Below are 22,473 nucleotides of genomic sequence, written 5' to 3'. Positions count from 1 at the left end.
CGGGCGCGCTAACGCCGCTGTCCTGCATATCCGATATCTTTCAGTGGCGCGCAGAAGGCGGAATATAAGCGGGTTAGGGCTATTGCCATATGGCTTTAAGGCCTGCCAGCAGTCCGCCGCGCCAGCACAGCGCATCGTGACCACCTTCGACCGGGTGATAGCTGACCTGATGTCCGGCAGCGGTCAGATCGTGCTGAAACTGCTGGTTTGCTGCCAGAATCAGCCGTTCGCGTCGTCCCGCTTCCAGGTAGAAGCGGCGAGGGGGGGCCTGCAGTAAGCCCTGTTGTAACTGCTGTGGCAGCCAGCCATTGGGATCGCCGCGCGCGGGCCACCAGAACGACCCGGAGAGGCTGATCGCCCCAGCAAAGGTTTCCGGCCAGGTCAGGGTGGCGTAAGCGGCAGAAAGGCCGCCAAAACTCTGTCCCGCTACCAGCGTGCTGTCGGCACGAAACGGCGCCCAGCGCTGAACCTGCGGCAACAGCTCGTGCTGAATCGCCAGCCAGAAGTCAGGGTTACAGGTCAGCTCACGCGTGCGGTGCTCGCGGTCGATGATGTCGATCATGACATAGACCGCAGGGGGCAGTTCGCCTGACTCTGTCAGTTGCTGAAGCGGGCCGGCAACCGGCATGTTCTGTGCCCAGAACTGACCATCCAGCAGCAGTACCAGCGGACGATCGCCTGCACTGGCGTCTCCGGTAACAGAGATCCAGATCTGACGCTGGTTCCCCAGCCGTTCGCTGCGCCACAAATAGTGTTGCAGCGGAATATCGGCGGCACGGCCCTCATCAACTGCACGCCACACCTGCTGATCCGGCGCGTGTGGCAGGTGCAGTGGCGAGACCCTCATTCCGCGTCCACCCGCCCAGCTTCGCAGAGGATTCAGCGGATCGCTTTGCGCCTGCGGGAATTTCTGACTCCACCACTGGCGCACTGACTGCATATCGGCCTGCCCGGTAAAAGTCTCTTCCTGACTATCAGGAATCAGGCAGTAGCTGCCGCGCCAGTCAGCGGGCAGAGCGGTTTGCCACCACCAGACATCGGTATCGGGAACAGGCGTTAATGAGGAGGGGACCGCTGAATGATGATGATCGGTTACGCCGGTAATATTGATCCAGACGCGCCGGGTATCGGAGTGCTGCGTGTCACCCTGAGGATCGCGCCAGAAAAAGGTGACCTGACAGGTTCCCTTTTCGCCAGCTTCAACCAGAGGAATGCCCCGTTGCTGCTGCTGTTGCCACCAGCGTTCACTGCCGGTTTCTTCATTTAACCACGTCATACGCGCCATCTTTCGATCACCCTTGATTAGGGTCATGCATGTTATGAATAATAGTATTGATAATTATTTGCATTTGCAATAGGGTGTTTCCGCCCGACAGGGAGCGCGCGCATCCTCTCTGCCGCACCGGCTTTCAGACTGATGCAAAGCGGTTCTGACGCTGGCCCGGCGACAAGGGGAAAATGTTGCAGGCAAGGTTATTACTTTTTTACCGGCACGCCGGCAGTGGCATCCTCGCCGGCACTCCAGGAACAGAAAAATGAAAAAGTTATCCCGGCTTTCGTTAGCCATTATGATTGAACTGGGTTTCACCGCCTCTCTCATTTCTGCCGGTGCCGTGGCTGCTGAAGCCACCCGCGAACCGGCTATCGACAGCAGCCCCTCCGATACCCTCCACGACGACACCATGATGGTGACCGCCGCCGAGCAGACGTTGCAGGCACCTGGCGTGTCGACCATCACCGCCGACGAAATTAAAAAACATCCACCCGCACGCGATGTCGCCGAAATTATTCGCACCATGCCTGGCGTCAATCTGACCGGTAACTCCACCAGCGGCCAGCGCGGAAACAATCGCCAGATCGATATCCGCGGCATGGGGCCGGAAAATACCCTGATTCTGATCGATGGATTGCCGGTGACCAGCCGCAACGCGGTTCGGCTTGGCTGGCGTGGCGAGCGTGATACGCGCGGCGACACTAACTGGGTGCCGCCAGAGATCATTGATCGCATTGAGGTAATCCGCGGTCCGGCAGCGGCTCGTTACGGTAACGGTGCAGCGGGCGGCGTGGTGAACATCATCACCAAAAAAGAGATGGATAATCAGTGGCACGGCTCATGGAGCGCCTATTACAACGTGCCGGAACACAAGGAGGAGGGCGCGACCCGTCGCACCAACTTCAGCCTTGAAGGGCCACTGGGCGATGATGTCAGTTTCCGGCTCTATGGCGGACTGGCAAAAACGCAGGCTGATGCTTACGACATTAATGAAGGGCACGCCGCAGACCGCACCGGCAGTTATGCCGGATCGTACCCGGCGGGCCGGGAAGGCTCGATCAACAAAGATATTCATGGCCTGCTGCGCTGGGCATTTGCGCCGATGCAGACGCTGGAAGTGGGGGCCGGTTACAGTCGTCAGGGCAACCTCTATGCCGGGGACACGCAGAACACCAATACCAACGCCCTGGTGAAAAGCAAATATGGTGACGAGACCAACCGGCTCTATCGGCAGAACTTTTCTGTTAAGTGGACCGGTGCCTGGGACAATGGCATCAGCACCAATACCTACGCGCAATATGAGAATACCCGCAACGCGCGTCTGAATGAGGGGCTGGCGGGCGGCACCGAAGGCATCTTCGCCAACAGCAACTTCAATACCATCCAGCTGGATGATGTGTTGTTGCACAGTGAGATCAGTGTGCCGTTTGAGTGGCTGGTGAACCAGACCGCGACTTTCGGGACGGAATGGAATCAGCAGCGGATGAAGGATCCTTCATCGACGACTCAGGCCGCCAGCTACGGGTCGATTCCCGGTATCGCTACGACCGGCCGCACACCCTATTCACAGGCGGAAATCTTCTCGCTGTTTGCCGAAGACAATATTGAGCTGACCGACAGCACCATGCTGACGCCGGGCCTGCGCTTCGATCACCATTCGATTGTCGGCGATAACTGGAGCCCGTCGCTCAACCTGTCACAGGGATTAGGCGATGAGTTCACACTGAAAATGGGCATTGCGCGCGCCTATAAAGCTCCGAGCCTCTATCAGACCAACCCGAACTATCTGCTCTACAGCAATGGTCAGGGCTGTGCCGCCAGTGCCGGTGCCTGTTATCTGATGGGTAATGACGAACTGAAAGCGGAAAACAGCATCAATAAAGAGATTGGGGTCGAATGGAAGCGTGACGGTTACCAGGCGGGCCTGACCTGGTTCCGCAACGACTATCGTAACAAGATCGAGGCTGGCACGGCGCCAACCGGCACCGCATCTAACGGCAAAACCGACATCTACAAATGGGAAAATGTGCCCAAAGCAGTCGTCGAGGGGCTGGAAGGCACGGTTAATGTCCCGTTCTCCGACAGCGTAACGTGGAACAATAACTTCACTTACATGTTGCAGAGTAAGAATAAAGAGACCGGCGATCGTCTGTCGATTATTCCGGAATATACGCTCAATTCGACGCTGAGCTGGCAGGCGATGCAGGACCTCTCCCTGCAAACGACCCTGACCTGGTACGGTAAACAGGTACCGAAGAAATATGACTATAAAGGTAACGCCGTTACCGGTAGCGCCACCGATCAGGTGAGCCCCTATTCGGTTGTGGGCATGAGCGGCACCTATGACGTTAATAAATATGCCAGCGTCACCGTGGGTATCGACAACCTGTTCGACAAGCGCCATTTCCGGCAGGGCAACGCGCAGACCACCGGCAATGCCACCACCGGAGCGTGGCTCTATGGCGCAGGGGCCAATACCTTTAACGAGTCGGGCCGCACCTGGTATATGAGCGTGAATACCCGCTTCTGATGGACGGGCAATAAAAAGCGCAGCGGTTGACCTGACCGCTGCGCTTTTTTTATGACTGAATAATCAGTTGTTCTGATTGATATCGCGGTAGAGACGGCTCTCAAATCGCACCAGCGGAATACGGCGGGTACGCTGATCTTCCGGCGGGACCGCATAACCGGAAAGGAACTGAACGAACGCCACCCGCGCGCCACTGGAAGTAGTAATAAAGCCCGCCAGGTTATAGACGCCCTGCAGTGAACCGGTTTTCGCCGAGACTTTGCCATCCAGCCCCGCCTCATGCAGCCCGCCGCGATACTGCAGCGTGCCGTCGTAACCTGCCAGCGGCAGCATCGAAATATAATCCAGCGTGTTGTCATTCTTCGCAATGAACTGCAATACCTGCATCATGGTTTGCGGCGAAATCAGGTCATGGCGGGAGAGACCTGAACCATCCACCTGAATGCTATTACCCATGTCGACATTGGCTTTGGCTTTCAGGATGCGGCGAACGGCATCCTGTCCGGCGCGGAACGTGCCGGGCACATTGAAGTAGTGATGACCAATGGTGCGAAACACCGTGTCGGCAATCATGTTGTCTGACTTCTTCAGCATGGTGTGCAGCAGCGTATGCAGCGGCGCGGACTGGGTCGATGCCAGCACGGTACCCGGTTCGGTGACCTGCGTCTGTCGCACCAGATGCCCGCTATAGTCAATCTCAGACGACCGCAGTTCCGCCTTGAGGATTTCGCCAGCCCAGGCCGCGCCATCCTGCACCGCAAATGCCAGCGGCAGCGGTTCCGCGCGCTGGCGCATACAGCCCGTGAGGGTGTAGCGGTTCAGCTCGCCCGGCACCACATCCAGTTCGCAATATTGCCCTTCGCCGCTGTTGCGGCCAATGGTGCGCACCTGGCTGTACATATGCGCCGGATAATAGGAGGCGATACGTACAAAGGCATTCTCACCCGGCGTATTAGCACTGTAGAGCGAAACCGAGAAGCAGTTTTTATCAACGATTGCCGCACCCGGCGGAGCACTGAAGCACTGGGTCATATCGTTCCACGGCCAGCCCGGCGCCATATCGTGACTGGCAAAAACGGAGGTGTCGATAACCAGATTGCCTTTGATATGGTTAATGCCCTGCTTCTTTATCGCCGCCACCATGTTGCGCAGATCCTGACGGCTTAAGGTGGGATCACCGCCGAAACGTGCAACTAAATCGCCGTTCAGGGTGCCATCGATAATGGCGCCGCGAGTCTCAAAAGTGGTCTGAAAACGGAAGTCGCCACCCAGCTCCAGCAATGCTGCCAGCGCCGTCACCACTTTCATGGTACTGGCGGGCAGGGCCATCTGTTTTCCGTGATAATCAATAATCGGTGTTGATGCGCCTACTTTTTGTACCATCAGCGCCAGATTGGCGCCGTCTGGCAGGTACTGCATGTATTCATCAACTGGCGCTGCGTGTGCCTGCAGCATAAATGCGCAGCTTAATCCGGTAACAAGTCGTGAAAATCGCATAATCTCGCGGTAACTGGCAGGTGAGGGCGTCAATACTACGTCGCTGGACGGTGCAAAGTAAACGATGACCCGCAGGGAACTCTGGGGTAAAATACGTATCAAATTGCAAAACTCTTTTCTGGCCTGGAAGCATCTCCGGGTCAGGATTCTTTTATTTGCAAAAACGGGCTAATGCGCCGCAGAACGCTTTTTTCTGCAGTCACCGGTCAGGATGACATCGTTAAACAGGAAAGATGGCGAGGAGCTTAAATGAATCAGATTCCGATGACGTTAAGAGGCGCTGAAAGATTGCGCGAAGAGCTGAACGAGCTGAAAACCGTGAAGCGCCCGCGCATTATCGCCTCTATCGCTGATGCACGCGAACATGGCGATTTAAAAGAGAACGCGGAATATCACGCTGCGCGTGAAGAGCAGGGTTTTTGCGAAGGCCGTATTCAGGAGATTGAAGCCAAACTCTCCAATGCGCAGGTTATCGACGTCACTCAGATGCCGAAAACCGGACGCGTGATTTTCGGTGCAACCGTCACCGTGCTGAACGTCGAAACCGACGAAGAAGCCACGTATCGCATTGTGGGCGATGACGAAGCGGACTTTAAGCAAAATCTGATTTCGGTCAATTCGCCGATGGCGCGTGGCCTGGTGGGTAAAGAGGCCGATGACGTGGCTATCGTGAAAACCCCGGGCGGCGACGTTGAGTATGAAATCCTGAAGGTGGAATACCTTTAAGATGTTGCTACGCTTTGAAAAGCGTTAAAGCACAATGTAAAGAAAGGAAAAAGGCCGCATTGCGGCCTTTTATCTGAGGTAAGAGCATGTCACTTTCTTTGCCCACTTAGCGTGGCAGAGAAATTTTGCTCTCTTTAGAGGGGCGATACAGCACCAGCGTTTTGCCGATCACCTGTACGTTGCTGGCACCGGTCTCACGCACGATAGCCTCAACGATCAGCTGCTTCGTTTCACGATCTTCCGAGGCGATTTTTACCTTGATCAGTTCGTGATGCGACAGAGCCTGCTCGATTTCGGCCAGCACGCCTTCAGTCAGGCCATTGCCACCCAGCATAACCACTGGCTTGAGCGGATGGGCGAGGCCCTTGAGGTGCTGTTTTTGTTTGGTACTTAGATTCATCGTAGTTTTTTACTTACTCAGGGATTGAAAACGGTTCATTCTACCGCCATCTCGGGTATATCACCAAATCGACGCAACCCATTGCGTGCAGGTTTATCGCTACGATGACGATTTAGTTGGAAATATTATGACGGGTAAAAAGCGTTCGGCCAGCTCCGGCCGCTGGCTTCAGGAACACTTTAGCGATAAATATGTGCTCCAGGCGCATAAAAAAGGGTTGCGTTCGCGCGCCTGGTTTAAACTTGATGAAATACAACAGGGTGACAAGCTTTTCAAACCCGGCATGACCGTGGTAGATCTGGGTGCTGCACCCGGAGGCTGGTCGCAATATGTGGTACAGCAAATTGGGAACAAAGGGCGAGTCATTGCCTGTGATATCCTGCCAATGGATCCGATAGTCGGTGTCGATTTCCTTCAGGGCGATTTTCGTGAAGAATCGGTGGTCAATGCGCTGCTTGAACGCGTTGGCGATCAAAAAGTTCAGGTTGTCATGTCCGATATGGCGCCGAATATGAGTGGTACACCTGCCGTAGATATTCCCCGGTCGATGTATTTAGTCGAGCTGGCGCTGGAGATGTGTCGGGATATCCTGGCACCTGGCGGCAGTTTTGTAGTGAAAGTGTTTCAGGGAGATGGCTTCGATGAATACCTGCGGGAAATTCGCTCCCTGTTTACGAAAGTGAAAATTCGTAAGCCGGACGCTTCGCGTTCACGTTCACGTGAAGTGTATATTGTGGCGACTGGGCGCAAACTATAACCAAATTGCTGGAGAAGTCCGCAGTTTTGCTGCGATTCCATGTATGCGGGATCTATAGTACCCTACGCTATCTGTTAACACCGTTGTAATATGAGGTTAATCCCTTGAGTGACATGGCGAAAAACCTGATTCTCTGGTTAGTCATCGCGGTCGTGCTGATGTCAGTATTCCAGAGCTTTGGGCCCAGCGAGTCGAATGGCCGTCGGGTTGATTATTCAACCTTCCTGTCGGAAGTGAACCAGGATCAGGTCCGCGAGGCACGTATTAACGGGCGTGAAATTAACGTCGTTAAAAAAGACAGCAATAAATACACGACCTACATTCCTGTCAACGATCCCAAGTTGCTCGATAACCTCTTGACCAAAAACGTCAAAGTGGTTGGCGAACCGCCGGAAGAACCAAGCCTGCTGGCTTCAATCTTCATTTCGTGGTTCCCGATGTTGCTGCTGATCGGTGTGTGGATCTTCTTTATGCGTCAGATGCAGGGCGGCGGCGGTAAGGGCGCGATGTCCTTCGGCAAGAGCAAAGCCCGCATGTTGACGGAAGACCAGATTAAAACCACTTTCGCCGACGTAGCAGGTTGTGACGAAGCGAAAGATGAAGTTGCTGAGCTGGTGGAATATCTGCGTGAGCCAAGCCGTTTCCAGAAGCTGGGCGGTAAGATTCCAAAAGGCGTTCTGATGGTGGGGCCACCGGGTACCGGTAAAACCTTGCTGGCAAAAGCGATTGCCGGTGAAGCGAAGGTGCCTTTCTTTACCATCTCCGGTTCTGACTTTGTGGAAATGTTTGTCGGTGTCGGTGCATCCCGTGTGCGTGACATGTTCGAACAGGCCAAAAAAGCGGCTCCGTGCATCATCTTTATCGATGAGATCGACGCAGTCGGTCGTCAGCGTGGCGCCGGTTTAGGCGGTGGACATGACGAACGTGAGCAGACGCTGAACCAGATGCTGGTTGAGATGGATGGTTTCGAAGGTAACGAAGGTATTATCGTTATCGCCGCAACTAACCGTCCTGACGTACTGGACCCTGCGCTGCTGCGTCCAGGTCGCTTTGACCGTCAGGTTGTTGTTGGCCTGCCAGATGTTCGCGGTCGTGAGCAGATCCTGAAAGTGCATATGCGTCGTGTGCCGCTGGCAACTGATGTTGATGCAGCAATCATTGCACGTGGTACGCCAGGCTTCTCGGGTGCCGATCTGGCCAACCTTGTTAACGAAGCAGCGCTGTTCGCGGCCCGTTCAAACAAGCGTGTGGTTTCGATGGTAGAGTTCGAGAAAGCGAAAGACAAAATCATGATGGGTGCGGAACGTCGCTCCATGGTGATGACGGAATCGCAGAAAGAGTCAACTGCCTACCACGAAGCAGGCCACGCCATTATTGGTCGCCTGGTGCCAGAGCATGACCCGGTTCATAAAGTAACGATTATCCCGCGCGGTCGCGCACTGGGTGTGACCTTCTTCCTGCCTGAAGGCGATGCGATCAGCGCCAGCCGTCAGAAACTGGAAAGCCAGATCTCAACGCTTTACGGCGGTCGTCTGGCAGAAGAGATCATCTACGGTGCAGAACGTGTTTCTACCGGTGCGTCCAACGATATTAAAGTTGCGACCAATCTGGCGCGTAACATGGTGACGCAGTGGGGCTTCTCTGAAAAACTGGGTCCGTTGCTCTATGCAGAAGAAGAGGGTGAAGTGTTCCTCGGACGTTCTGTCGCGAAAGCGAAACATATGTCTGATGAAACGGCCCGCATCATCGACCAGGAAGTTAAGCACCTGATCGACAGCAACTACCAGCGTGCTCGTCAGATTCTGGGTGAGAACATGGACATCCTTCACGCGATGAAAGACGCGCTGATGAAGTATGAAACCATTGATGCACCGCAGATCGACGACCTGATGGCGCGCCGCGAAGTGCGTCCGCCAGCGGGCTGGGAAGATCCAGGCAGCAACTCAGACAGCAACGGTACGCCAAAGGCGCCACGCCCGGTTGATGAACCGCGTACGCCAAACCCAGGCAATACCATGTCAGAGCAGTACAACAAATAAGACGCAACATCGTCAGACAAAACCCCGGCTGGTCCGGGGTTTTTTACATCCAGATATTGATCAGCAAGGAGTTTCCACCATGAAGTTGTTCGCCCGTGATTCCCATCTCGATTTATCTTTTCCACATGTGATGGGCATTCTTAACGTCACGCCGGACTCCTTTTCAGATGGTGGGAAGCATAACGCGCTGGTTGATGCGCTGACGCATACCAATGAGATGGTCAATGCAGGCGCAACCATCATCGATGTGGGTGGGGAATCAACCCGTCCTGGCGCGGATGAAGTGAGTGTGGAGGAGGAGCTGGAGCGGGTGATTCCGGTCATCGATGCCATTGCCCAGCGTTTCGAAGTCTGGATTTCAGTGGACACCTCTAAAGCTGACGTCATCCGGGAAGCCGCGCGAGTGGGTGCTCACATCATTAACGACGTGCGTTCACTTTCCGAACCCGGAGCACTGGAAGCCGCCGCCTCGACCGGGCTGCCCGTCTGTTTAATGCATATGCAGGGCGAACCGCGCACCATGCAGCAGGCACCGGTTTACGAAAATATTTTAAGCGAAGTGGACACTTACTTCGCTCAGCAGATAGCGCGCTGCGAAGCAGCGGGCATTAAAAAAGAGCGTCTGATACTCGACCCGGGCTTCGGTTTCGGTAAAAATCTCAGCCACAATTATGAACTGTTGGCTCATCTTGGCGATTTTCACCACTTCGGCCTGCCGCTGTTAGTGGGGATGTCGCGTAAATCGATGATTGGCCAGCTGTTAAACGTCGGCCCGTCACAGCGTTTAACCGGCAGCCTGAGTTGCGCGGTGATTGCTGCTATGCAGGGCGCGCAGATTATTCGCGCCCATGATGTAAAAGAGACGGCTGAAGCGATGCGCGTGGTCGAAGCGACCCGAAGAGCAAAAGGAGTATCATGAGTAATCGTAAATATTTCGGTACAGACGGCATTCGTGGCAAAGTCGGTGAAGCACCCATCACCCCCGATTTCGTCCTGAAGCTGGGCTGGGCCGCAGGTAAAGTGCTGGCGCGCCACGGTTCAAAGAAGATCATTATCGGTAAAGATACCCGTATCTCTGGCTATATGCTGGAGTCCGCGCTGGAAGCTGGTCTCGCCGCAGCAGGCCTGACGGCCGCCTTTACCGGCCCGATGCCGACACCAGCCATCGCCTATCTGACCCGTACCTTCCGCGCAGAGGCGGGCATTGTGATTTCAGCGTCACATAACCCGTTTGACGACAACGGGATTAAATTCTTCTCGTCCGAGGGCACCAAACTGCCCGATGACGTCGAAGAGGCGATTGAGCTGGAGATGGAAAAGCCGATAACCTGTGTTGAATCAGCGCAGTTAGGCCGAGCCAGCCGTATTGTGGATGCAGCAGGGCGTTACATTGAGTTCTGCAAAGGGACTTTCCCCAGCGAACTGAATCTGAATGGCCTGAAAATTGTGGTCGACTGCGCCAATGGTGCCACCTACCACATTGCGCCGAATGTATTGCGTGAACTGGGCGCGACGGTGATTGCTATCGGTGTCCAGCCAGACGGCATGAACATCAACAAAGAGTGCGGTGCCACCGACCTCAAGCTGCTGCAGCAGCGCGTGCTGGCGGAGAAGGCCGATATCGGCCTGGCCTACGACGGTGACGGCGATCGCATCATGATGATTGACCATCTGGGTGACAAAGTTGATGGCGACCAGATCCTCTACATCATTGCGCGTGAAGCCCTGCGTCAGGGACAGTTACGCGGCGGCGTGGTGGGTACGCTGATGAGTAACATGGGGCTGGAGTTAGCGCTGAAACAGCTTGGCATTCCGTTTACCCGTGCCAAAGTCGGTGACCGTTATGTACTGGAAAAGATGCAGGAGAAGGGCTGGCGTCTCGGTGCAGAGAACTCCGGTCATGTGATCCTGCTGGATAAAACCACAACCGGTGACGGTATCGTTGCAAGTTTGCAAGTGCTCACTGCGATGGTGCGTAACCACATGAGCCTGCACGATCTCTGTAGTGGCATGAAGATGCTGCCGCAGGTCCTGGTTAACGTACGCTTTGCGGGCGAACATGATCCGCTTCAGAGTGACGCGGTAAAAGCTGTCACGGCCGAAGTGGAAAAAGCGCTGGCGGGTCGTGGACGCGTTCTGCTGCGTAAATCAGGTACTGAGCCATTGATTCGTGTCATGGTCGAAGGCGAAAATGAGGCGCAGGTCACCGAACTGGCGAATCGCATCGCCGACCAGGTCAAGGCCGTTTAAAACCGTAACAGGCGGTCTGCAGGGTGCTGAACTGCCTGTAAAATCACCGGGATGGCGTTTTTTTCTGCAAACAGTATGGGTAGTAAAAATTGCACTTGCAGAGATATGCGCCTTTGGTTAGTATTCACACCCGCTTCTGATGGGTGATGACGAGACTCCCCATCAATACTGGTTGAAGCTTTAACTGTACGATTACCGTGCAAGGAACAGGATGATATGTACCAAGCTCTTTTAGTAGTTTTCCTTATTGTAGCTATCGCCCTCGTGGGTATGATCATGCTGCAGCAAGGCAAAGGCGCTGATATGGGAGCCTCATTCGGTGCAGGCGCATCCGGTACGGTGTTTGGTTCTTCGGGCTCAGGTAACTTCATGACTCGTACAACCGGCATCTTAGCAGCGCTGTTTTTCATCATCAGCCTGGTTCTGGGTAATCTGAACAGCAATAAAGCGTCTAAAGGAAGCGAGTGGGAAAATCTTTCTGCGCCGGCGCAGTCTTCTCAACAGACTGAAAAGCCAGCTCAACCGGTAACGCCGGGCAGCGATATTCCTAAGTAAGGTCGTCAGCACAACGAATCGTTGTGGTCAGTGCAGTGCCGTGGTGGTGGAATTGGTAGACACGCTACCTTGAGGTGGTAGTGCCCGATTGGGCTTACGGGTTCAAGTCCCGTCCTCGGTACCAAATAGCAGTATCCCTTGCATTTTATGCAGGTCTGGCGTATTATTCGCCACGTTTTCGGACGCGGGGTGGAGCAGCCTGGTAGCTCGTCGGGCTCATAACCCGAAGGTCGTCGGTTCAAATCCGGCCCCCGCAACCAATTTTCCCTTTGAGTTCTTTTTCAAATATACTGTATGCATCGACGGACGCATTCACGGTTATTTTTTGAAAGAAAATTCTTTGGATGGAGTCCGGGCCGCATTGCGGCATACAGGGTCCAGTGATTAAAAGCCCCGAATATTCGGGGTTTTTTGTTATTAGCGAATCGTAATACTGGGCTATAGGCCCTTTTTTTATGTCTTGGGGGTGGGCTTGTCCACATTAGAGCAAAAATTGACAGAGTTGGTATCGGCTCCCGTAGAAGCGCTGGGTTACGAACTGGTTGGAATTGAATTCGTTCGTAGTCGCACATCTATCCTGCGCATCTATATTGATAGTGAAGATGGCATCAATGTCGATGATTGCGCCGATGTCAGCCACCAGGTAAGTGCGGTAATGGATGTTGAAGATCCCATTACCGTCCCTTACAACCTAGAAGTCTCTTCACCGGGACTCGATCGTCCTCTGTTCACTGCAGAACACTACACCCGCTTTATGGGTGAAGAAGTGAGTCTGGTGTTGCGTATGGCCGTTCAGAACCGCCGTAAATGGCAGGGAACCATTAAGTCAGTTGATGGCGAGATGATCACGGTGCACGTTGAGGGTAGCGATGAAGTGTTCGCGCTGAGTAATATTCAGAAAGCGAACCTGGTCCCCCACTTTTAAAAGTCCGGATTGAGGCTAACCAGGATGAACAAAGAGATCTTAGCTGTTGTAGAAGCCGTTTCTAACGAAAAAGCCCTGCCGCGTGAGAAAATCTTCGAAGCGCTGGAGAGCGCGCTGGCGACTGCGACCAAGAAAAAGTACGAGCAGGAAATTGAGGTACGCGTCAGCATTGATCGCCGCAGTGGCGATTTCGATACTTTCCGCCGCTGGGAAATCGTAGAAGAGGTGACACAGCCGACGCGCGAGATCACGCTGGATGCGGCCCGCTTCGAAGATGAAGCATTCAATCTGGGCGAATATGTCGAAGATCAGATTGAATCGGTCACCTTTGACCGTATCACCACCCAGACCGCTAAGCAGGTTATCGTGCAAAAAGTGCGCGAAGCTGAGCGCGCAATGGTGGTTGATCAGTTCCGTGAGCAGGAAGGCGAAATTATCACGGGCGTGGTGAAGAAAGTTAACCGCGACAACATCTCCCTCGACTTAGGCAGCAATGCCGAAGCGGTGATTCTGCGCGAAGATATGCTGCCGCGTGAAAACTTCCGTCCAGGCGACCGTATTCGTGGCGTACTCTACTCTGTACGTCCGGAAGCGCGTGGCGCGCAACTGTTCGTGACGCGTTCTAAACCAGAAATGCTGATTGAACTGTTCCGCATCGAGGTGCCAGAAATTGGCGAAGAACTGATTGAAATTAAAGCCGCTGCCCGTGATCCGGGTTCGCGCGCTAAAATTGCAGTCAAAACCAACGACAAACGTATTGATCCGGTGGGTGCCTGTGTGGGCATGCGCGGCGCGCGTGTTCAGGCAGTTTCCAGTGAACTGGGCGGCGAGCGTATCGATATCGTGCTGTGGGACGATAACCCGGCGCAGTTTGTTATTAACGCCATGGCTCCGGCCGATGTGGCGTCAATCGTGGTTGATGAAGATAACCACACCATGGATATCGCCGTAGAAGCTGGCAATCTGGCTCAGGCGATCGGCCGTAACGGCCAAAACGTGCGTCTCGCTTCACAGCTGAGTGGCTGGGAGCTGAACGTGATGACCGTCGATGATCTGCAGGCTAAGCATCAGGCTGAAGCACATGCAGCGATCGATATGTTCACTAAACATCTCGACATCGACGAAGAGTTCGCCACCGTACTGGTGGAAGAGGGCTTCTCCTCGCTGGAAGAGCTGGCATACGTGCCAATCAACGAGCTGCTGGAAGTCGACGGCCTCGACGAAGAGACCATTGAAGCCCTGCGTGAACGAGCAAAAAATGCGTTAACCACCCTGGCACTGGCGAAAGAAGAGAGTCTTGGAAATCAGGAGCCCGCTGAGGATCTTCTGAATCTTGAAGGCCTCGATCGTGCGCTGGCGTTCCGCCTGGCGTCGAAAGGCGTTTGCACGCTGGAAGATCTCGCTGAGCAAGGTGTTGACGATCTGACGGATATTGAAGGCATGTCTGATGAACAAGCCGGCGCGCTGATTATGGCCGCACGTAATATCTGCTGGTTCGGCGATGACGCGTAATAACAGGAAGGAACAGCATGACAGATGTAACCGTAAAATCGCTGGCCGCAGAAATTCAGACTCCGGTCGATCGCCTGGTACAGCAATTTGCTGATGCGGGGATCCCTAAGTCTGAAAATGACGCGGTGACCCAGCAAGAGAAAGAAACCTTACTATCTCATCTGAACCGTGAACACGGTCAGGTCGGTTCAGCTAAGCTGACGCTGCAGCGTAAAACGCGCAGCACCTTGAATATTCCAGGCACCGGGGGTAAAAGTAAGTCGGTGCAAATTGAAGTCCGCAAAAAGCGTACCTATGTGAAGGGTGATGCAGAGGCTGAGCAAGCTCAGGCAGAAGCTGAAGCCGAGGCGCAGCGTGAAGCGGAAGAGCAGGCGCAACGCGAGGCTGAAGAAAAAGCCCGTCGCGAAGCTGAACAGAAAGCGCAACGTGAAGCCGAAGATAAAGCCAGGCGCGAAGCCGCTGACAAGGCCAAACGTGCAGCAGCGGAAAATGAAAAAGTGACAAATCAACCTACCGACGAAGTGACCAGGGCTGCGCAATCAGACAAAGCCCGTCGCGAAGCTGAAGCTGCCGAACTGAAGCGTAAAGCTGAAGAAGAAGCCCGCCGTAAGCTTGAAGAGGCTGCCCGCCTCGTAGCAGAAGAAGCCCGCCGTCTGGCTGAAGAGAAATCAGCTGAATGGGAAAAACCGGAAGAAGAGGATAAAGGCGACTATCACGTCACCACTTCGACCCATGCCCGTCAGGCGGAAGACGAAAACGACCGTCAGGTTGAAGCAGGTCGTGCGCGTGCGCGTACTACTGCTAAAGCTGCGCGTCCGGCGAAAAAAGGCAACAAACACTCTGAAGCCAAAACTGACCGTGAAGAAGCGCGTGCGCAGGTTCGTGGTGGTAAAGGCGGCAAGCATCGCAAACCTAGCGCACTGCAGCAGGGCTTCAACAAGCCAGCGCAGGCCGTTAACCGCGATGTTGTGATTGGCGAAACTATCACCGTAGCCGAACTGGCTAACAAAATGGCGGTGAAAGGTTCTCTGGTCATTAAAGCGATGATGAGAATGGGCGCCATGGCGACCATCAACCAGGTCATCGACCAGGAAACTGCACAGCTCGTTGCCGAAGAGATGGGCCACAAAGTGACCCTGCGTCGTGAGAACGAGCTGGAAGAAGCGGTAATGGACGATCGTGATACTGATGCTGCGCAGGAGTCTCGTGCTCCGGTTGTCACCATCATGGGCCACGTCGACCACGGTAAAACGTCCCTGCTGGACTATATCCGTTCCACTAAAATCGCCTCTGGCGAAGCGGGCGGTATTACTCAGCACATCGGTGCTTACCACGTTGAAACCGACAACGGTATGGTTACCTTCCTGGATACCCCGGGCCACGCCGCGTTTACCGCGATGCGTGCACGTGGTGCGCAGGCGACCGATATCGTTATCCTGGTGGTTGCAGCAGACGATGGCGTGATGCCACAGACTGTCGAAGCTATTCAGCACGCCAAAGCCGCTAAAGTGCCGGTTGTGGTTGCAGTGAACAAGTGCGATAAGCCAGAAGCGGATCCGGATCGTGTTAAAAACGAACTGACTCAGTACGGTATCATTCCGGAAGAGTGGGGCGGCGAAAACATGTTCGTTAATGTCTCTGCGAAAGCGGGTACCGGCATTGATGACCTGTTAAACGCTATCCTGCTGCAGGCGGAAGTGCTGGAACTGACCGCTATCCGTGAAGGTATGGCGAGCGGCGTGGTGATCGAATCGTTCCTCGACAAAGGTCGTGGTCCGGTTGCCACCGTGCTGGTACGTGAAGGTACGCTGAACAAAGGCGACATCGTTCTTTGTGGTTTCGAATATGGCCGCGTTCGTGCAATGCGTGACGAACTGGGTCGCGAAGTCATGGAAGCGGGTCCATCTATCCCGGTTGAGATTCTGGGCCTGTCCGGCGTGCCGGCTGCGGGTGATGAAGCGACCGTGGTACGTGACGAGAAGAAAGCACGTGAAGTTGCGCTCTATCGTCAGGGCAAATTCCGCGAAGTTAAACTGGCTCGCCAGCAGAAATCTAAGCTCGAGAACATGTTTGCTAACATGACCGAAGGCGAAGTGTCTGAACTGAACATCGTTCTGAAAGCTGACGTTCAGGGTTCTGTGGAAGCAATCTCCGACTCCCTGCAGAAACTCTCCACCGACGAAGTGAAGGTGAAGATTGTGGGTTCAGGCGTGGGCGGGATTACCGAAACCGATGCGACCCTGGCTGCTGCCTCTAACGCCATCCTCCTTGGCTTCAACGTTCGTGCCGATGCCTCTGCGCGTCGCGTCATTGACGCAGAAAGCCTGGATCTGCGCTACTACTCTGTCATTTATAACCTGATTGACGAAGTTAAAGCGGCGATGAGCGGCATGCTGGCACCAGAGTACAAACAGCAGATCATCGGTCTGGCTGCGGTGCGCGATGTGTTCAAATCACCGAAGTTTGGCGCGATTGCCGGTTGTATGGTGACGGAAGGTAACATCAAGCGTCACAATCCAATCCGTGTCCTGCGCGACAACGTGGTAATTTACGAAGGCGAGCTGGAATCTCTGCGTCGCTTTAAAGATGACGTCAACGAAGTGCGTAATGGCATGGAGTGCGGTATCGGCGTGAAGAACTACAACGACGTTCGCGTTGGCGATATGATCGAAGTGTTTGAAATCATCGAAATTAAACGCACCATCGAGTAATAGACTGCTGATGTGTTGCAATTTGGGAGGCCTCTGGCCTCCCGAATTATTTGGGAGAAATAATGATGGCGAAAGAATTTGGTCGCCCGCAGCGCGTTTCACAAGAGCTGCAAAAAGAGATTGCGATGATCCTGCAGCGTGAGATCAAAGATCCACGTCTTGGCATGATGGTCACCGTATCAGGCGTTGAAGTCTCACGCGATCTCGCTTACGCAAAAGTGTTCGTGACTTTCCTTAACGACAAAGATGAAGAAGCGATTAAACATGGCCTGAAAGCGCTGAAAGAAGCGTCAGGTTATATCCGCATTCTGCTGGGCAAAGCGATGCGTCTGCGTATCGTGCCTGAGCTGACTTTCTTCTACGACAACTCGTTAGTCGAAGGGATGCGCATGTCCAATCTCGTCACCAGCGTCGTGAAGAACGATACTGAGCGCCGTGGTCCGGACGCCACTGGCGATGACGAGGAGGCGTAATGAGTCGTCCGCGTCGTCGCGGTCGCGACGTCCATGGTGTGTTGTTGCTGGATAAGCCACAAGGCGTCTCGTCGAATGATGTCCTGCAGAAAGTGAAGCGTATCTTTAACGCGAATCGCGCAGGACATACCGGCGCGCTGGATCCTCTGGCTACCGGCATGTTGCCGATCTGCCTGGGTGAAGCGACTAAGTTTTCGCAGTATCTGCTCGATTCCGACAAACGCTATCGCGTGATTGCCCGACTGGGCGAGCGGACCGACACGTCAGACGCCGATGGCAACATCGTGCAGACGCGTCCGGTCAGCTTCACTCAGGCCGATCTGGACAGTGCTCTGGAGAGCTTCCGCGGCGAAACGCTGCAGGTGCCTTCAATGTTTTCGGCACTGAAGCATCAGGGACGCCCGCTGTATGAATATGCGCGTCAGGGCATTGAGATTGCGCGTGAACCGCGTCCGATCACTGTCTATGAACTGCAATTTATTCGCTGGCAGGATAACGAGCTGGAGCTGGAAATTCACTGCTCCAAAGGCACCTATATCCGCACCATCATCGATGACCTGGGCGAAAAGCTGGGATGCGGTGCGCACGTGATTATGCTGCGTCGCGTTCAGGTTGCCCGTTATCCGTATGAAAGGATGGTGACGCTGGAACAGCTCAACACCCTGCTGACGGAAGCCACAGAAGCCGGCATTCCACTGGAAACGCAGCTCGATCCGCTGTTGTTGCCAATGGACAGCCCCGCCTCTGATTTCCCTGAAGTGAATATCCCGCCTGCCGTGGCAGATTTCTTCCGCCAGGGACAGCCGGTACAGGCCAGCAATGCGCCTGCCCAGGGGCTGGTAAGGGTATCGGAAGGCGAAGCGCGTAAGTTTATCGGTATGGCAGAAATTGCCGACGATGGCCGGCTTGCGCCACGTCGTTTAGTGGTTGAGTATCAGGATTGAGCCAGGCGTTCACTTTTCGCTGATGGGGCATTTGCGTTGCTATCGGGCGCAGAGTAGAATAGCGCGGCTTTAAAGCGGGATGCTGAATTAGAGATCGGCACCCATACATTCATTTATTACTGGAGTTTATTATGTCTCTAAGCGTAGAAGCTAAAGCAGAGATCGTTGCTAAATATGGCCGTGGTGCTAACGACAGCGGTTCAACTGAAGTTCAGGTTGCCCTGTTGACCGCGCAGATTACCCATCTGCAGGGTCACTTCTCTGAGCACAAAAAAGACCACCACAGCCGCCGCGGTCTGCTGCGCATGGTATCTCAGCGTCGTAAGCTGCTGGACTACCTGAAGCGTAAAGACGTTGCACGCTACAGCAGCCTGATCGAAAGTCTCGGTCTGCGTCGCTAAGTCTGAAGAATCTGATCGTCGGGGCATTATGCGGGCTTTTGCACTCTGTGCAGCTTACGATCAGATTTGTGCGAGTTTCGTGAAGAGGGGGCCTTTATGGCCCCTTTTTTCGAGCAATCGGCAGCAATCCGGACCAAACTGATGTATTGTTGCTTAGTGTGATCTTTAGTTTGCAGAATTTCGCGCGGCTAATGAGAGGCTTTACCGCAGGGGCGGTCGAGGGTTGTCATTAGTCGCGAGGATGCAACTGAAGATTGGTAATCAATGGCGGGCTACAGATAGCCATGCCCCGAAGTTAAGGACTTTGATTTTGCTGAATCCGATCGTACGCAAATTCCAATATGGTCAACATACCGTCACGCTGGAAACCGGCATGATGGCTCGCCAGGCGACAGCCGCTGTTATGGTGAGCATGGACGATACTGCAGTATTCGTCACTGTAGTAGGTCAGAAAAAATCTAAACCAGGTCAGGATTTCTTCCCACTGACCGTGAACTATCAGGAGCGTACTTACGCTGCTGGTCGTATCCCAGGCAGCTTCTTCCGTCGTGAAGGCCGTCCAAGCGAAGGCGAAACCCTGATTTCGCGTCTGATTGACCGCCCGATTCGTCCGCTGTTCCCGGAAGGTTTTGTTAACGAAGTTCAGGTTATCGCCACTGTTGTCTCTGTGAACCCACAGGTTCATCCGGACATCGTTGCCATGATCGGTGCTTCTGCTGCACTGGCGCTTTCTGGTCTGCCGTTCAATGGCCCAATTGGTTCTGCGCGTGTTGGTTACATCAACGATCAATATGTCCTGAACCCAACCGCAGATGAGCTGAAACAGTCTCGTCTGGATCTGGTGGTTGCCGGTACGCAGAATGCCGTTCTGATGGTTGAATCTGAAGCTGAGATCCTGTCAGAAGAGCAGATGCTGGGCGCCGTGGTCTTTGGTCACGACCAGCAGCAGATTGTTATCGAAAACATCAATGCCCTGGTTGCTGAAGCGGGCAAACCACGCTGGGACTGGCAGCCAGAAGCGGCCAATACCGCACTGATTTCTCGCGTTGCTGCCCTGGCAGAAGCGCGCATCAGCGATGCTTACCGCATCACTGACAAGCAGGAGCGTTACACCCAGGTTGGCGTCATTAAAGACGAAACCATCGCTGCGCTGCTGGCTGAAGATGAAACGCTGGATGGCTCAGAAATCGGCGACATCGTGCATAGCCTTGAAAAAACCGTCGTTCGTACTCGCATCCTGAATGGCGAGCCACGCATCGATGGTCGTGAAAAAGATATGATCCGTGGTCTGGACGTGCGTACTGGCGTATTGCCACGTACACACGGTTCATCACTGTTCACCCGTGGTGAGACGCAGGCACTGGTTACTGCAACGCTGGGTACGACCCGTGATGCGCAGAACCTTGATGAGCTGATGGGCGAACGTACCGACAGCTTCCTGTTCCATTACAACTTCCCTCCATACTCTGTCGGCGAAACCGGCATGGTAGGTTCGCCGAAGCGTCGTGAGATTGGTCACGGTCGTCTGGCGAAGCGCGGCGTGTTAGCGGTAATGCCTAAAGCGGAAGATTTCCCTTACACCATTCGTGTTGTTTCTGAAATCACCGAATCTAACGGCTCTTCTTCAATGGCCTCTGTCTGCGGTGCCTCACTGGCGCTGATGGATGCAGGCGTGCCAATCAAAGCCGCCGTTGCCGGTATCGCAATGGGTCTGGTGAAAGAAGATGAGAAGTTTGTTGTTCTGTCTGACATCCTGGGCGATGAAGATCACCTGGGCGACATGGACTTCAAAGTAGCCGGTAGCCGTGAAGGTATCACCGCGCTGCAGATGGACATCAAAATCGAAGGCATCACGCGTGAAATCATGCAGGAAGCGCTGAACCAGGCCCGGGGCGCACGTCTGCACATTCTGGGCGTTATGGAACAGGCTATCAGCACGCCGCGTACTGAGATTTCTGAATTCGCACCACGCATTTACACCATCAAAATCAGCTCTGACAAGATCAAAGATGTGATCGGTAAAGGCGGCTCAGTGATTCGTGCACTGACCGAAGAGACCGGCACAACGATTGAAATTGAAGATGACGGCACCGTGAAAATCGCTGCGACCGATGGTCTGAAAGCGAAAGAAGCGATTCGTCGTATCGAAGAGATTACCGCAGAGATCGAAGTGGGCCGCGTTTACAGTGGTAAAGTGACCCGTATCGTTGACTTCGGCGCCTTCGTTGCAATCGGTGGTGGTAAAGAAGGTCTGGTTCACATTTCACAAATCGCTGATAAGCGCGTTGAGAAAGTGACTGACTATCTGCAGATGGGTCAGGAAGTACCGGTTAAGGTGATGGAGGTTGATCGCCAGGGCCGTGTACGTCTGAGCATCAAAGAAGCGACAGAATCTAAGCCGCAGGCTGAAGAAGCTGTTGCGGTGACCACGCCTGACGCTGCTGAATAAGTCGTTGCTGATTTGCCCCTCTCTGCCTGGCAGAGAGGGGCGTTTGTATCATCGCGAGGGCGGGAATCCTTGTGCACAGCAGGCGGATGACAGGATGGTTATCCCAATGTTTGTATTCGGGAGTGGGAAATGAAGCCTTTTCTGCGCTGGTGTTTTGTTGCGACAGCTTTGACGCTGGCAGGATGCAGCAACTCCAATTGGCGTAAGAACGAAGTTCTTGCAGTGCCTTTACAGCCCACACTGCAGCAGGAAGTGATACTGGCGCGCATGGAACAAATTCTTGCCAGTCGCGCTCTCACCGATGATGAACGCGCACAGCTGTTATATGAGCGCGGAGTGTTGTATGATAGTTTAGGTCTGCGGGCATTAGCGCGGAACGATTTTTCGCAAGCGCTGTCTATAAGACCAGATATGCCCGAAGTGTTTAACTACTTAGGCATATATTTAACGCAGGCGGGCAACTTTGATGCCGCCTATGAAGCGTTTGATTCTGTACTTGAGCTTGATCCAACTTACAACTATGCGCATTTAAACCGTGGTATCGCCCTCTATTACGGCGGTCGATACAAGTTAGCGCAAGATGATCTGCTGGCGTTTTATCAAGACGATCCTAACGATCCTTTCCGCAGTTTGTGGCTCTATCTCGTTGAACGTGAGATGGATGTCGACAAGGCAAAAGTCGCGCTTCAACAGCGTCACGACAAAGCGGTCAGAGATCAATGGGGATGGAATATTGTCGAGTTCTACCTTGGAGATATCAACGAGAAAACGTTGATGGAAAGTCTCAAGGCGGACGCAACGGATAACACCTCGCTCGCTGAACATCTCAGTGAAACCAACTTCTATTTAGGTAAGTACTACCTAAGTCTGGGGGAGAAGGACGACGCGAAAGCGTTGTTCAAACTGGCGGTGGCCAACAACGTCAATAACTTTGTTGAACACCGATACGCATTGTTGGAACTGGCGCAACTCGGCCAGGCACAAGACGATTTATCAGAATCTGACCAGCAATAGCTGACGAACTTAATTTG

General features: G+C 54.0%; 18 protein-coding genes and 2 tRNA genes. 17 read left to right on the top strand and 3 right to left on the bottom strand.

Annotated features, from left to right (window positions below):
* Window positions 1–79: 79 nt before the first annotated feature.
* The gene (gene fes / locus OK409_RS12280) at window positions 80–1,285 is read right to left on the bottom strand and encodes an enterochelin esterase (RefSeq protein WP_264367115.1); all 1,206 of its coding nucleotides are present in this window, start codon (window positions 1,283–1,285) and stop codon (window positions 80–82) included.
* 250 nt (window positions 1,286–1,535) lie between these two features.
* Between fes and OK409_RS12275 the strand changes: the two genes are divergently transcribed.
* Window positions 1,536–3,803, top strand: a complete 2,268-nt coding sequence (locus tag OK409_RS12275; protein ID WP_223565803.1) for a TonB-dependent siderophore receptor — start codon at window positions 1,536–1,538, stop codon at window positions 3,801–3,803.
* 63 nt (window positions 3,804–3,866) lie between these two features.
* On the opposite strand, the gene dacB is transcribed toward OK409_RS12275, so the two are convergent.
* Window positions 3,867–5,300: a serine-type D-Ala-D-Ala carboxypeptidase gene (dacB, locus tag OK409_RS12270; protein ID WP_010251813.1), complete on the bottom strand. Its 1,434-nt coding sequence runs from the start codon at window positions 5,298–5,300 to the stop codon at window positions 3,867–3,869.
* Between the two features lie 249 nt (window positions 5,301–5,549).
* On the opposite strand from dacB, the gene greA reads away from it, so the two are divergent.
* A complete protein-coding gene (gene greA, locus OK409_RS12265) occupies window positions 5,550–6,026 on the top strand; it encodes a transcription elongation factor GreA (RefSeq protein WP_010251811.1) in 477 nt (158 codons plus the stop codon).
* 106 nt (window positions 6,027–6,132) lie between these two features.
* On the opposite strand, the gene yhbY is transcribed toward greA, so the two are convergent.
* Window positions 6,133–6,426, bottom strand: a complete 294-nt coding sequence (gene yhbY, locus OK409_RS12260) for a ribosome assembly RNA-binding protein YhbY (protein ID WP_010251809.1) — start codon at window positions 6,424–6,426, stop codon at window positions 6,133–6,135.
* Window positions 6,427–6,553: 127 nt separating this feature from the next.
* Between yhbY and rlmE the strand changes: the two genes are divergently transcribed.
* The 15 genes from rlmE to nlpI all read left to right on the top strand — a co-directional run bounded on the left by rlmE (window position 6,554) and on the right by nlpI (window position 22,456).
* Entirely contained in the window at window positions 6,554–7,183 is a 630-nt protein-coding gene (rlmE, locus tag OK409_RS12255) for a 23S rRNA (uridine(2552)-2'-O)-methyltransferase RlmE (RefSeq protein WP_010251807.1), read from the top strand.
* A 113-nt stretch (window positions 7,184–7,296) separates the two neighbouring features.
* Window positions 7,297–9,222, top strand: coding sequence for an ATP-dependent zinc metalloprotease FtsH (gene ftsH / locus OK409_RS12250; protein ID WP_010251805.1), 1,926 nt, complete (start codon window positions 7,297–7,299; stop codon window positions 9,220–9,222).
* Window positions 9,223–9,301: 79 nt separating this feature from the next.
* Entirely contained in the window at window positions 9,302–10,141 is an 840-nt protein-coding gene (gene folP, locus OK409_RS12245) for a dihydropteroate synthase (protein ID WP_010671999.1), read from the top strand.
* Entirely contained in the window at window positions 10,138–11,472 is a 1,335-nt protein-coding gene (gene glmM, locus OK409_RS12240; protein WP_010251799.1) for a phosphoglucosamine mutase, read from the top strand. Before folP ends, glmM begins: the two co-directional genes overlap by 4 nt.
* A 216-nt stretch (window positions 11,473–11,688) precedes the next feature.
* Window positions 11,689–12,027, top strand: a complete 339-nt coding sequence (secG, locus tag OK409_RS12235; protein WP_010251798.1) for a preprotein translocase subunit SecG — start codon at window positions 11,689–11,691, stop codon at window positions 12,025–12,027.
* A 37-nt stretch (window positions 12,028–12,064) separates the two neighbouring features.
* Window positions 12,065–12,151 (top strand) — tRNA-Leu (locus OK409_RS12230).
* 59 nt (window positions 12,152–12,210) lie between these two features.
* Window positions 12,211–12,287: transfer RNA gene (locus OK409_RS12225), tRNA-Met, on the top strand.
* A gap of 212 nt (window positions 12,288–12,499) precedes the next feature.
* A complete protein-coding gene (gene rimP, locus OK409_RS12220; protein WP_010251795.1) occupies window positions 12,500–12,952 on the top strand; it encodes a ribosome maturation factor RimP in 453 nt (150 codons plus the stop codon).
* A 24-nt stretch (window positions 12,953–12,976) separates the two neighbouring features.
* Window positions 12,977–14,464: a transcription termination factor NusA gene (gene nusA, locus OK409_RS12215; protein WP_010251792.1), complete on the top strand. Its 1,488-nt coding sequence runs from the start codon at window positions 12,977–12,979 to the stop codon at window positions 14,462–14,464.
* A gap of 17 nt (window positions 14,465–14,481) precedes the next feature.
* Window positions 14,482–17,175 (top strand): translation initiation factor IF-2, encoded by a 2,694-nt coding sequence (gene infB, locus OK409_RS12210; RefSeq protein WP_010251789.1) that lies wholly within the window; start codon window positions 14,482–14,484, stop codon window positions 17,173–17,175.
* Between the two features lie 65 nt (window positions 17,176–17,240).
* Window positions 17,241–17,648, top strand: coding sequence for a 30S ribosome-binding factor RbfA (gene rbfA / locus OK409_RS12205; RefSeq protein ID WP_010251785.1), 408 nt, complete (start codon window positions 17,241–17,243; stop codon window positions 17,646–17,648).
* A complete protein-coding gene (gene truB / locus OK409_RS12200) occupies window positions 17,648–18,592 on the top strand; it encodes a tRNA pseudouridine(55) synthase TruB (protein WP_010671805.1) in 945 nt (314 codons plus the stop codon). Before rbfA ends, truB begins: the two co-directional genes overlap by 1 nt.
* Before the next feature lie 131 nt (window positions 18,593–18,723).
* Window positions 18,724–18,993 carry a 30S ribosomal protein S15 gene (rpsO, locus tag OK409_RS12195; RefSeq protein ID WP_003851063.1) on the top strand — a complete coding sequence of 90 codons (270 nt, stop codon included), beginning with the start codon at window positions 18,724–18,726 and terminating at the stop codon, window positions 18,991–18,993.
* Window positions 18,994–19,303: 310 nt separating this feature from the next.
* Window positions 19,304–21,442 (top strand): polyribonucleotide nucleotidyltransferase, encoded by a 2,139-nt coding sequence (gene pnp / locus OK409_RS12190; RefSeq protein ID WP_010251767.1) that lies wholly within the window; start codon window positions 19,304–19,306, stop codon window positions 21,440–21,442.
* Window positions 21,443–21,571: 129 nt separating this feature from the next.
* Complete coding sequence (nlpI, locus tag OK409_RS12185) at window positions 21,572–22,456, top strand: lipoprotein NlpI (RefSeq protein ID WP_010251765.1); 885 nt, start codon at window positions 21,572–21,574, stop codon at window positions 22,454–22,456.
* The last annotated feature ends 17 nt before the right edge of the window (window positions 22,457–22,473 follow it).

Source organism: Pantoea sp. RG18, from assembly GCF_025910075.1.
GTDB classification, from domain to species: domain Bacteria; phylum Pseudomonadota; class Gammaproteobacteria; order Enterobacterales; family Enterobacteriaceae; genus Pantoea; species Pantoea agglomerans.
Note: the sequence above shows the minus strand (reverse complement) of the source record. Positions and strands in the feature narration are given on the sequence as shown.

Excerpts from the sequence above, each read along its gene's own strand:
- rlmE (WP_010251807.1), top strand. The coding sequence starts at position 6,554 with ATGACGGGTAAAAAGCGTTCGGCCAGCTCCGGCCGCTGGCTTCAGGAA.
- dacB (WP_010251813.1), bottom strand. The coding sequence starts at position 5,300 with ATGCGATTTTCACGACTTGTTACCGGATTAAGCTGCGCATTTATGCTG.
- nusA (WP_010251792.1), top strand. The coding sequence starts at position 12,977 with ATGAACAAAGAGATCTTAGCTGTTGTAGAAGCCGTTTCTAACGAAAAA.
- glmM (WP_010251799.1), top strand. The coding sequence starts at position 10,138 with ATGAGTAATCGTAAATATTTCGGTACAGACGGCATTCGTGGCAAAGTC.
- ftsH (WP_010251805.1), top strand. The coding sequence starts at position 7,297 with ATGGCGAAAAACCTGATTCTCTGGTTAGTCATCGCGGTCGTGCTGATG.
- folP (WP_010671999.1), top strand. The coding sequence starts at position 9,302 with ATGAAGTTGTTCGCCCGTGATTCCCATCTCGATTTATCTTTTCCACAT.
- rpsO (WP_003851063.1), top strand. The coding sequence starts at position 18,724 with ATGTCTCTAAGCGTAGAAGCTAAAGCAGAGATCGTTGCTAAATATGGC.
- fes (WP_264367115.1), bottom strand. The coding sequence starts at position 1,285 with ATGGCGCGTATGACGTGGTTAAATGAAGAAACCGGCAGTGAACGCTGG.
- nlpI (WP_010251765.1), top strand. The coding sequence starts at position 21,572 with ATGAAGCCTTTTCTGCGCTGGTGTTTTGTTGCGACAGCTTTGACGCTG.
- infB (WP_010251789.1), top strand. The coding sequence starts at position 14,482 with ATGACAGATGTAACCGTAAAATCGCTGGCCGCAGAAATTCAGACTCCG.
- truB (WP_010671805.1), top strand. The coding sequence starts at position 17,648 with ATGAGTCGTCCGCGTCGTCGCGGTCGCGACGTCCATGGTGTGTTGTTG.
- rbfA (WP_010251785.1), top strand. The coding sequence starts at position 17,241 with ATGGCGAAAGAATTTGGTCGCCCGCAGCGCGTTTCACAAGAGCTGCAA.
- yhbY (WP_010251809.1), bottom strand. The coding sequence starts at position 6,426 with ATGAATCTAAGTACCAAACAAAAACAGCACCTCAAGGGCCTCGCCCAT.
- secG (WP_010251798.1), top strand. The coding sequence starts at position 11,689 with ATGTACCAAGCTCTTTTAGTAGTTTTCCTTATTGTAGCTATCGCCCTC.
- greA (WP_010251811.1), top strand. The coding sequence starts at position 5,550 with ATGAATCAGATTCCGATGACGTTAAGAGGCGCTGAAAGATTGCGCGAA.
- OK409_RS12275 (WP_223565803.1), top strand. The coding sequence starts at position 1,536 with ATGAAAAAGTTATCCCGGCTTTCGTTAGCCATTATGATTGAACTGGGT.